This window comes from Pseudomonas sp. (assembly GCF_050739995.1).
Taxonomy (GTDB): Bacteria; Pseudomonadota; Gammaproteobacteria; order Pseudomonadales; family Pseudomonadaceae; genus Aquipseudomonas.
The window spans coordinates 1-9,991 of the sequence record NZ_JBOICG010000736.1; the positions used below are offsets into that span (position 1 = coordinate 1).

The window sequence follows — 9,991 nt, forward strand, 5'->3', positions numbered from 1 at the left end:
CAAGCCACTGGTTGCGGGCGTGGCCCGTGATCTGATCAACTTGGGCTTCGAAGTCGTGGCCACTGCCGGGACCGCCAAGCTGATCGAAGCTGCCGGCCTGAAAGTGCGTCGCGTGAACAAGGTGACGGAAGGCCGTCCGCACGTGGTCGACATGATCAAGAATGACGAAGTCACTCTGATCATCAACACCACCGAAGGTCGCCAGTCGATCGCGGACTCGTACTCTATTCGCCGTAACGCCTTGCAGCATAAGATCTACTGCACCACCACCATTGCTGCTGGCGAAGCCATCTGCGAAGCGCTCAAGTTCGGTCCGGAAAAGACCGTACGTCGCTTGCAGGATCTACACGCAGGATTGAAGGCATGACCAAATACCCAATGACCGTCCAGGGCTTCAAGGCCCTGGAAGAGGAGCACGCCCATCTGACCAAGGTCGTCCGCCCGAAGCTGAGCCAGGACATCGGCACGGCCCGCGAGCTGGGTGACTTGAAGGAGAACGCCGAATACCACGCTGCTCGCGAGCAGCAGGGTATGGTCGAGGCGCGTATTCGTGATATCGAAGGCCGCCTGCAGAACTCGGTGGTCATCGATGTGACGACTATTCCGAAGACCGGCAAGGTGATTTTCGGCACTACCGTGGAAATCGCCAACGTCGAGACTGATGAAAGCGTGGTTTACCACATTGTGGGCGAAGACGAAGCTGACTTTAAGCTCGGTAAGATCTCCGTCGGTTCGCCGCTGGCCCGCGCCTTGATTGCCAAGGAAGAGGGTGATGTGGTGACCGTCAAAACGCCTGGCGGCGTGACCGAGTACGAGATTGTTGAAGTTCGTCACGTCTGAAAGGTGGCGCCCGCTTCGTGCGGGCGCCATGCTTTGGCAGCTTGCCCAGATGCTGTGGGTGGGCGGCCTGTGGTTGTTTCATATTGGCGTGTTGCCGGTGCTGGGCCTGATTGGCCTGGCGCCGTTGCTGATCGATGAGATCGATGGATTACTGAGTGCGCTGCTGGTAGGTTTTGCGGCGGCGTGCGTAACGCTCCAGGTGCTGGTGCTGATCAAGACCGAAGGCTTGGGGAGTTTGTGGCAGGATATTCGCGGCCAACTGCTGTTGATGGCGCTGTATGCATGCGCAATGTTTTGCGTGGTGCATGTGTGGCTGCCGGAAGCGTTGCGCTGGCAGCTATTTAGCTATCTTGTGCTAGGGTTTTCCGGCTTGGTGCTGGTTATGCAACCGGCGCCTGGATGGAGTGGCGGGGCGCGCGAAGCACGCCCGTGACCCTTGTTACTTGAAGCGGTGTACGTTCGACAGTTGCTTGTTGACGCTGAAGTTCTTGCGATACAGCAGCGCCATCTTGCCGATGACCTGAACCAGGTCCGCTTTGCCAACCTTGCACAGTTCTGCAATGGCAGCCAGGCGTGCTTCGCGATCAAGGATGTTGACCTTGATTTTGATCAGTTCGTGATCGTTCAGTGCGCGTTCGAATTCGGCTAACACACCTTCAGTCAAACCGTTGTCTGCCACAATCAGAACTGGTTTCAGATGGTGGCCAATGGATTTGTACTGTTTCTTCTGCTCTTGAGTGAGCGGCATAATCTGACCCCTGCGTCTGATCTTGTAAAAAGCGGCGGCCAGTTTACCCGAGGGAGTCCGGGACCGCCCAGTTAATCACGACCCGTTTTATTTTCGAGGTGGCCCGTGGCCCGTTCCAAAACTAGCCTTAAGTGGCTGCAAGAGCATTTCAACGATCCTTACGTCAAAAAGGCACAGAAGGACGGCTACCGTTCCCGGGCCAGCTACAAACTGCTGGAACTCCAGGACAAGGACAAATTGTTCCGTCCCGGCATGAGCGTGATCGACCTTGGCGCCGCCCCGGGTGGCTGGTCCCAGGTGGCCAGTCGTCTGATTGGCGGGCAAGGTCGGCTGATTGCGTCTGACATTCTTGAGATGGACAGCATTCCGGACGTGACCTTCGTCCATGGCGACTTTACCCAGGACGCCGTACTGGCCGAGATCCTGGAGGCCGTAGGAAATTCGCAGGTAGACCTTGTGATTTCCGACATGGCCCCCAATATGAGTGGATTACCGGCTGTTGATATGCCGCGAGCCATGTTCCTGTGCGAGTTGGCACTGGATCTGGCGGGTCGGGTATTGCGTCCGGGTGGTGACTTCCTGGTCAAGGTCTTCCAGGGTGAAGGTTTCGACGAGTACCACAAGAACATCCGCAAGCTGTTCGATAAGGTGCAGATGCGTAAACCGGACTCTTCTCGAGACCGTTCGCGTGAACAGTATCTGTTGGCACGGGGGTTCCGTGGCATCGAAGGCGCCGCCAGTGATGAGCGTCTTTGAAGGTTTTGACCGAGTCGATAGGTTTTTTTATATCGCTTTCGTCACGAAGCTTTACGAATATTGTGTAGTCAAAGTTTCACAAAGGGTTACAGACGGCGCCTGCCAGAGTTGTAGGTAATGTAGTAAGTTAGGCCGGTGAATATCATGCGAAGCGCGCGCCAGTAGCGGAGCTTGCTTCAGAGGGTAGTTAATTGAACGATATGGCAAAGAATCTGATCCTGTGGTTGATCATCGCGGCTGTCCTGGTGACGGTGATGAACAACTTCTCCAGCCCTAACGAGCCGCAGACCCTCAACTATTCCGACTTCATCCAGCAAGTTAAGGATGGCAAGGTCGAGCGCGTAGCGGTTGATGGCTACGTGATTACCGGTAAACGCAACGATGGCGACAGCTTCAAGACCATTCGTCCGGCCATCCAGGACAACGGTCTGATCGGCGACCTGGTGGATAACCACGTCGTTGTCGAAGGCAAGCAGCCTGAGCAGCAGAGCATCTGGACCCAATTGCTGGTCGCCAGCTTCCCGATCCTGGTGATCATCGCCGTGTTCATGTTCTTCATGCGCCAGATGCAAGGTGGTGCGGGAGGCAAGGGCGGGCCGATGAGCTTTGGCAAGAGCAAGGCGCGCCTGCTTTCCGAAGATCAGGTGAAAACCACCCTGACTGACGTTGCCGGTTGCGACGAAGCCAAGGAAGAAGTGGGCGAGTTGGTCGAGTTCCTGCGCGATCCGGGCAAGTTCCAGCGCCTGGGTGGCCGTATTCCTCGCGGCGTCCTGATGGTAGGTCCTCCGGGTACGGGTAAAACCTTGCTGGCCAAGGCGATTGCCGGCGAAGCCAAGGTCCCATTCTTCACCATTTCCGGTTCTGATTTCGTCGAGATGTTTGTTGGTGTGGGTGCCAGCCGTGTTCGCGATATGTTCGAGCAGGCCAAGAAGCACGCGCCATGCATCATCTTTATCGATGAAATCGACGCCGTTGGTCGCCATCGTGGTGCCGGCATGGGCGGCGGTCATGATGAGCGTGAGCAGACCCTTAACCAGTTGCTGGTTGAGATGGACGGCTTTGAAATGAATGACGGCATCATCGTGATTGCCGCCACCAACCGTCCGGACGTATTGGACCCAGCGTTGCTGCGTCCGGGTCGTTTCGACCGTCAGGTCGTGGTTGGCTTGCCAGATATCCGTGGCCGCGAGCAGATTCTGAAAGTGCACATGCGCAAAGTGCCGATGGGTGACGACGTGGCTCCGGCCGTGATTGCCCGTGGTACTCCAGGCTTCTCCGGTGCCGACTTGGCCAACCTGGTCAACGAGGCCTCGCTGTTCGCTGCCCGTACCGGCAAGCGCATCGTCGAAATGAAAGAATTCGAACTGGCGAAAGACAAGATCATGATGGGTGCCGAGCGCAAATCCATGGTCATGTCCGAGAAAGAGAAGCAGAACACTGCTTATCACGAAGCCGGTCACGCTATTGTTGGTCGCGTTGTGCCTGAGCACGACCCGGTCTACAAGGTGTCGATCATTCCTCGTGGTCGGGCGCTGGGTGTCACCATGTTCCTGCCCGAAGAGGACCGTTACAGCCTCTCCAAGCGCGCACTGATCAGCCAGATCTGCTCTCTGTACGGCGGTCGGATTGCTGAAGAGATGACCTTGGGCTTCGACGGCGTGACTACCGGTGCTTCCAATGACATCATGCGTGCCAGTCAGATTGCGCGGAACATGGTGACCAAGTGGGGCTTGTCGGAAAAACTGGGCCCATTGATGTACGCCGAGGAAGAGGGCGAAGTCTTCTTGGGTCGTGGCGGTGGTGGTCAAAACGCCAGCTTCTCCGGTGAGACAGCCAAGCTGATTGACTCCGAAGTGCGCAGCATCATTGACCAGTGCTATGGCACGGCCAAGCAGATCCTGACTGACAACCGCGACAAGCTGGATGCCATGGCTGATGCCTTGATGAAGTACGAGACCATTGATGCCGATCAGATTGACGACATCATGGCGGGTCGCGCACCCCGTGAGCCTCGTGATTGGGAGGGCGGTTCAGGCACTTCTGGCACCCCGCCAGTGGTTCAGAACGAGCGTCCTAAAACCCCGATCGGTGGCCCGGCAGCTGACCACTAAGGTTTGAAATGACTTCTGTGTTGTCCTCCACCCGGTTGCCTTGCGGCAATCGGGTTCTTGATTTGGCCCATACGCATGTCATGGGCATTCTCAATGTAACCCCCGATTCCTTTTCCGATGGCGGCCGTTTCAGCCAGCTTGATGCAGCATTGCGTCATGCCGAGGCGATGGTGGCGGCTGGCGCGACCTTGATTGATGTCGGTGGTGAATCGACTCGGCCTGGTGCCCGCGTGGTTTCTCCCTTGGAGGAGTTAGAGCGGGTGGCGCCGATAGTCGAGCGCATTGCGCGCGAGCTGGATGTGATCATCTCGGTTGATACCTCAACGCCAGCCGTGATGCGCGAAACTGCGCGCTTGGGGGCGGGGTTGATCAACGATGTGCGTTCCCTTCAGCGCGACGGTGCGCTTGATGCCGCTGCTGCTACCGGTTTGCCGGTGTGCTTGATGCATATGCTGGGGGAGCCCGGCAATATGCAGGACAGTCCTCACTATGACGATCTTGTTGGTGAGGTGAGCGGTTTTCTCGCCGAGCGGGTTGCTCAATGCGCTGTCGCGGGGATTGCTGCGGAAAAGATTATCCTCGATCCCGGCTTCGGCTTCGCCAAGACCCTGCAACACAACCTAAGCCTGTTCAAGCATATGGAGTCCCTGCATGCCCTTGGTCGGCCTCTTCTGGTCGGCGTTTCGCGCAAGAGCATGATAGGACTGGCCCTGAATCGTCCGGTAGGTGAGCGGCTGTACGGTGGTCTTGCGCTGGCGGCACTTGCAGTGAGCAAAGGCGCGCGTATCTTGCGTGTGCACGATGTCGCCGAGACCGTGGATGTGGTGCGTATGATTGCCGCTGTAGAATCAGCCGAATAAGAATGATGGAGCACTTATGACTAAAAAATACTTTGGCACCGACGGTATCCGTGGTCGGGTCGGCGAATTTCCGATTACTCCTGATTTCATGCTCAAGCTGGGCTGGGCGGCTGGTATGGCGTTCCGCAGCATGGGCGCGTGCCGCATCCTGGTGGGCAAGGACACTCGGATTTCGGGTTACATGTTTGAGTCCGCGCTGGAGGCCGGTTTGTCTGCCGCAGGTGCTGATGTAATGCTGCTGGGCCCTATGCCGACGCCGGCGATCGCTTACCTGACGCGTACCTTCCACGCTGAAGCCGGTATTGTGATCAGTGCTTCGCACAATCCTCATGATGACAATGGCATCAAGTTTTTCTCGGGGCAGGGTACCAAGCTGCCTGACGAGATCGAACTGATGATTGAAGAGTTGCTGGATGCGCCAATGACAGTGGTCGAGTCTGGCAAGCTGGGTAAAGTGTCGCGTATCAATGACGCTTCTGGCCGTTATATCGAATTTTGCAAAAGCAGTGTGCCTACCAGTACCAATTTCGCCGGGCTCAAGATCGTTGTGGACTGTGCTCATGGGGCCACCTACAAGGTCGCGCCTAGCGTCTTCAAGGAGCTGGGAGCTGATGTGACAGTGCTGTCGGCCCAGCCCAACGGTCTGAACATCAATGAAAATTGTGGCTCCACCCATATGGGGCAGCTGCAGGCCGCGGTCCTTGCGGAGCATGCTGATCTTGGGATCGCTTTTGATGGTGATGGCGACCGAGTTCTAATGGTGGATCACACTGGTGCAGTGGTCGATGGCGATGACCTGTTGTTCATCATCGCTCGCGACCTGCATGAGCGTAATAAGCTGCAAGGTGGTGTTGTCGGCACGCTGATGAGCAACCTGGGCCTTGAATTGGCCTTGGCTGAGCTGGGGATTCCGTTTGTACGTGCCAATGTGGGTGATCGTTATGTCATCGCTGAGCTGTTGGAGCGCAATTGGCAGGTAGGTGGCGAGAACTCCGGGCATGTGGTCTGCTTCCAGCACACGACGACGGGAGATGCGATTATCGCGGCTTTGCAGGTTCTCCTGTCCCTGCGTCGTCGTGATGAGAGCCTGGCTCAGGCGCGTCAGGCCCTGCGCAAGTGCCCTCAGGTTCTGCTCAATGTGCGCTTTGCTGGTGGCGACAATCCAATCGAGCACCCTGCTGTCAAAGAGGCCTGCGAGCGTGTGACGCTGGCAATGGCGGGGCGTGGGCGGGTGTTGCTGCGTAAGTCCGGTACAGAGCCTTTGGTGCGTGTCATGGTCGAAGGTGAAGACGAAGTACAGGTTCGCGGCCATGCTGAAGACCTGGCAAAACTGGTAACTGAAATTTGCGCCTGAATTCGGCTTGCCAGTAAGGGTGTGGTTGGGTAACATCTGCGCCCACTTTGACCGACGGGGTACAGCATGCGTCGCACTATGGTAGCTGGTAACTGGAAGATGCACGGTACCCGCGCCAGTGTCGCTGAGCTGATCAATGGCCTTCGTCACTTGGCCTTGCCAAGCGGTGTTGATGTCGCGGTTTTCCCGCCTTGCTTGCATATCAACCAAGTGGTTGATGGCTTGAAAGGTAAGTCGATCCAGGTTGGCGCACAGAACTCCGCAGTCGAGCCGATGCAGGGTGCGTTGACCGGTGAGATTTCGCCGAGTCAGCTGGTTGATGCAGGCTGTTCCTATGTGCTCGTCGGGCACTCCGAGCGTCGTCAGATGATGGGCGAGCGTGATGGGACACTCAATCGCAAGTTCGCGGCGGCACAGGCTTGTGGCTTGATTCCGGTGCTGTGCATAGGGGAGACCCTTGAGCAGCGTGAGTCGGGCAAGACCATTGAAGTTGTCTCGCGTCAGCTGGGCAGCATCATAGAAGAGCTGGGTGTTGGTGCGTTTGCAAAGGCAGTAATTGCTTACGAGCCGGTCTGGGCCATTGGTACTGGGCTGACTGCTACACCGCAACAGGCGCAGGATGTGCATGCAGCCATTCGCGCGCAGTTGGCGGCAGAGAATTCTGAAGTCGCACAAGGTGTGCGTCTTCTATACGGCGGCAGCGTGAAGGCGGCCAATGCGGTCGAACTGTTCGGCATGCCGGATATCGATGGGGGGCTCATTGGTGGAGCCTCCCTGAATGCAGATGAGGTCGGTGCGATCTGTCGCGCCGCGGGAAACTGAAAAAATGCTGGAAACAGTCGTAGTCGTTTTTCATCTGTTGGCTGCCCTGGGCGTTGTTGCCCTGGTTTTGTTGCAACAGGGTAAAGGTGCGGATGCTGGTGCGTCTTTCGGTGCAGGTGCTTCAAATACTGTGTTCGGAAGCCAAGGTTCCTCTACCTTTCTTAGTAAGTTTACTGCTATACTTGCCGCAGGTTTCTTCATAACCAGCTTAGGGTTAGGTTACTTTGCTAAAGAGAAAGCTCATGTGCTGACTCAAGTAGGTTTGCCAAACCCAGCAGTGTTGGAAGTACCAAAAGCAAAACCGGCTTCTGATGATGTCCCGGTGCTTCAAGAGCAAAAGTCGGCTACTCCAGCGACTGACGTACCTCCAGCTCAAGAGCAGAAGTAAGAAGAGTTGTAATCGCTGTATTGCCGAGGTGGTGGAATTGGTAGACACGCAACCTTGAGGTGGTTGTGCCCATAGGGTGTAGGGGTTCGAGTCCCCTTCTCGGTACCAATTATCAGGAGAGCCCGCTGTTGCGGGCTTTCTTGTAGGTGGAAGGTTACATTGACCCTGTAAGGGATCGGTCGTATACTTCCGCCCCAGCTTTGTCGCGGGGTGGAGCAGTCTGGTAGCTCGTCGGGCTCATAACCCGAAGGTCGTCGGTTCAAATCCGGCCCCCGCAACCAGTTTTAGCGGAGCCCCTTTTAAGGGGCTTTTTGTTAGCTGGACACTTTCAACGCCGCTGTTCGACGGCGTTTCAAGGATGGGCGTTTCGCCCATTTTTTTATTTTGCACAGCATGCACATACATGCACGAGGGGGTTCAGGTGTCGAGCAAGCTAGAAGAGTTGCAGGCCTTGTTGGCCCCGGTGGTCGTGGCCCTAGGCTATGAATGCTGGGGTATTGAGTTTTCGGCTCAAGGTCGCCACTCAATGTTGCGCGTTTATATCGATAAAGAGGGCGGCGTGCTGGTGGACGATTGTGCCATTGTCAGCCGTCAGATCAGCGGTGTCCTGGATGTTGAAGATCCGATTTCCGTTGAATACACCCTTGAAGTTTCCTCGCCAGGCATGGAACGCCCACTGTTCACTATCGAGCAGTTTGCTAAATATGCCGGTGAACAAGTGAAGATCAAGCTGCGCTCCCCGTTTGAAGGGCGACGCAACTTTCAGGGCCTTCTGCGCGGTGTAGAAGAACAGGATGTCGTGGTGCAGGTAGAAGACCATGAATTCCTGTTGCCGATCGATATGATCGACAAGGCCAACATTATTCCCAGTTTTGACTGAGACGCGGATCCCGCGGATCCAATGGCTTGCGAAAGGCGAGGCGTACGATGAGCAAAGAAGTACTGCTGGTTGTTGAGTCGGTATCCAACGAAAAGGGTGTACCGGCAAGCGTGATTTTTGAAGCGTTGGAGCTGGCCCTGGCCACTGCTACCAAAAAGCGTTTTGAAGACGAAGTTGATCTGCGTGTGGAAATCAATCGCCACACCGGTGCCTATGAGACTTTCCGTCGCTGGACGGTCGTCGAAGAGGACGATCTTGATGATCCGGCTATCGAGACCTGGCCAAGCAAGGTTGCTGAAACGCACCCTGGCGCCAAGGTCGGTGATGTCGTCGAAGAAAAGATCGAGTCGATCGAGTTCGGCCGTATTGCTGCACAGACCGCCAAACAGGTCATCGTGCAAAAGGTTCGCGAAGCCGAGCGCGCTCAAGTCGTTGACGCCTATCGCGAGCGCCTGGGGGAGATCATCTCCGGCACCGTGAAAAAAGTGACCCGTGACAACGTGATCGTCGACCTGGGCAACAACGCTGAAGCGTTGCTGGCCCGCGAAGACATCATCTCTCGCGAAACCTTCCGTGTTGGCGTGCGTCTGCGTGCGCTGCTCAAGGAAATCCGCACCGAAAACCGTGGCCCTCAGCTGATCCTGTCGCGCACTGCGCCGGAAATGCTGATCGAGCTGTTCCGTATCGAAGTGCCGGAAATTGCCGAAGGCCTGATCGAAGTCATGGCTGCGTCCCGCGACCCGGGTTCGCGCGCCAAGATCGCGGTCCGCTCCAAGGACAAACGCATCGACCCGCAAGGCGCTTGCATTGGTATGCGCGGTTCGCGCGTCCAGGCAGTGTCGGGCGAATTGGGCGGTGAGCGTGTGGACATCGTCCTGTGGGACGATAACCCGGCGCAGTTTGTGATCAACGCAATGTCGCCTGCTGAAGTGGCGGCAATTATCGTTGACGAGGATGCCCATGCAATGGACATCGCCGTTGGCGCAGACAATCTGGCTCAGGCCATTGGTCGTGGTGGTCAGAACGTGCGTCTGGCCAGCCAATTGACCGGCTGGACCCTGAATGTGATGACCGAATCGGACATCCAGGCTAAGCAGCAAGCTGAAACCGGTGACATCCTGCGCAACTTCATCGAAGAGTTGGAAGTCGATGAAGAACTGGCTCAGGTGCTGGTAGATGAAGGCTTCACCAGCCTGGAAGAGATTGCCTACGTACCGTTGGAAGAAATGCTC

11 protein-coding genes, 2 tRNA genes and 1 pseudogene are annotated in these 9,991 nt (G+C 56.6%); 13 read left to right on the plus strand and 1 reads right to left on the minus strand.

Translation table 11 applies throughout. The features are described from left to right. The 3 genes and pseudogenes from carB to ACRESD_RS24860 all read left to right on the plus strand — a co-directional run. Positions 1-367 (plus strand): annotated as a pseudogene (gene carB, locus ACRESD_RS24850) (carbamoyl-phosphate synthase large subunit); the annotation flags it as partial. Next, a complete protein-coding gene (gene greA / locus ACRESD_RS24855; RefSeq protein ID WP_017139258.1) occupies positions 364-840 on the plus strand; it encodes a transcription elongation factor GreA in 477 nt (158 codons plus the stop codon). The pseudogene carB and the gene greA, both read left to right, overlap by 4 nt. A 28-nt stretch (positions 841-868) precedes the next feature. Further along, on the plus strand, positions 869-1,273 hold the full coding sequence (locus tag ACRESD_RS24860) for an MFS transporter (protein ID WP_431753330.1): 405 nt from the start codon (positions 869-871) through the stop codon (positions 1,271-1,273). A 6-nt stretch (positions 1,274-1,279) separates the two neighbouring features. Here the strand turns inward: ACRESD_RS24860 and ACRESD_RS24865 are convergent, their stop codons facing one another. Next, on the minus strand, positions 1,280-1,588 hold the full coding sequence (locus tag ACRESD_RS24865) for a YhbY family RNA-binding protein (RefSeq protein ID WP_010206607.1): 309 nt from the start codon (positions 1,586-1,588) through the stop codon (positions 1,280-1,282). A gap of 105 nt (positions 1,589-1,693) precedes the next feature. Here ACRESD_RS24865 and rlmE point away from each other — a divergent pair, with 105 nt between their 5' ends. The 10 genes from rlmE to nusA all read left to right on the plus strand — a co-directional run. Next, the gene (gene rlmE, locus ACRESD_RS24870; RefSeq protein WP_010206606.1) at positions 1,694-2,344 is read left to right on the plus strand and encodes a 23S rRNA (uridine(2552)-2'-O)-methyltransferase RlmE; all 651 of its coding nucleotides are present in this window, start codon (positions 1,694-1,696) and stop codon (positions 2,342-2,344) included. Between the two features lie 200 nt (positions 2,345-2,544). Then, positions 2,545-4,455, plus strand: a complete 1,911-nt coding sequence (ftsH, locus tag ACRESD_RS24875) for an ATP-dependent zinc metalloprotease FtsH (protein ID WP_431753331.1) — start codon at positions 2,545-2,547, stop codon at positions 4,453-4,455. Between the two features lie 8 nt (positions 4,456-4,463). Further along, complete coding sequence (gene folP / locus ACRESD_RS24880; RefSeq protein ID WP_431753332.1) at positions 4,464-5,315, plus strand: dihydropteroate synthase; 852 nt, start codon at positions 4,464-4,466, stop codon at positions 5,313-5,315. Between the two features lie 16 nt (positions 5,316-5,331). After that, positions 5,332-6,669, plus strand: coding sequence for a phosphoglucosamine mutase (gene glmM / locus ACRESD_RS24885; RefSeq protein WP_431753333.1), 1,338 nt, complete (start codon positions 5,332-5,334; stop codon positions 6,667-6,669). A gap of 66 nt (positions 6,670-6,735) precedes the next feature. After that, positions 6,736-7,491 (plus strand): triose-phosphate isomerase, encoded by a 756-nt coding sequence (gene tpiA / locus ACRESD_RS24890; protein ID WP_431753334.1) that lies wholly within the window; start codon positions 6,736-6,738, stop codon positions 7,489-7,491. A 4-nt stretch (positions 7,492-7,495) separates the two neighbouring features. Beyond that, entirely contained in the window at positions 7,496-7,879 is a 384-nt protein-coding gene (gene secG / locus ACRESD_RS24895; RefSeq protein ID WP_010206600.1) for a preprotein translocase subunit SecG, read from the plus strand. Between the two features lie 22 nt (positions 7,880-7,901). Further along, positions 7,902-7,987, plus strand: a tRNA-Leu gene (locus tag ACRESD_RS24900). 96 nt (positions 7,988-8,083) lie between these two features. After that, positions 8,084-8,160, plus strand: a tRNA-Met gene (locus tag ACRESD_RS24905). A gap of 140 nt (positions 8,161-8,300) precedes the next feature. Then, entirely contained in the window at positions 8,301-8,759 is a 459-nt protein-coding gene (rimP, locus tag ACRESD_RS24910; RefSeq protein WP_032873230.1) for a ribosome maturation factor RimP, read from the plus strand. A 47-nt stretch (positions 8,760-8,806) separates the two neighbouring features. Beyond that, a partial coding sequence (nusA, locus tag ACRESD_RS24915) for a transcription termination factor NusA (protein ID WP_431753335.1) occupies positions 8,807-9,991 on the plus strand: 1,185 nt, incomplete at its 3' end.

Bases quoted from the DNA above. Each gene is read 5' to 3' on its own strand.
- greA (WP_017139258.1), top strand. From the start codon at position 364: ATGACCAAATACCCAATGACCGTCCAGGGCTTCAAGGCCCTGGAAGAG.
- ACRESD_RS24860 (WP_431753330.1), top strand. From the start codon at position 869: ATGCTTTGGCAGCTTGCCCAGATGCTGTGGGTGGGCGGCCTGTGGTTG.
- ACRESD_RS24865 (WP_010206607.1), bottom strand. From the start codon at position 1,588: ATGCCGCTCACTCAAGAGCAGAAGAAACAGTACAAATCCATTGGCCAC.
- ftsH (WP_431753331.1), top strand. From the start codon at position 2,545: ATGGCAAAGAATCTGATCCTGTGGTTGATCATCGCGGCTGTCCTGGTG.
- folP (WP_431753332.1), top strand. From the start codon at position 4,464: ATGACTTCTGTGTTGTCCTCCACCCGGTTGCCTTGCGGCAATCGGGTT.
- glmM (WP_431753333.1), top strand. From the start codon at position 5,332: ATGACTAAAAAATACTTTGGCACCGACGGTATCCGTGGTCGGGTCGGC.
- tpiA (WP_431753334.1), top strand. From the start codon at position 6,736: ATGCGTCGCACTATGGTAGCTGGTAACTGGAAGATGCACGGTACCCGC.
- secG (WP_010206600.1), top strand. From the start codon at position 7,496: ATGCTGGAAACAGTCGTAGTCGTTTTTCATCTGTTGGCTGCCCTGGGC.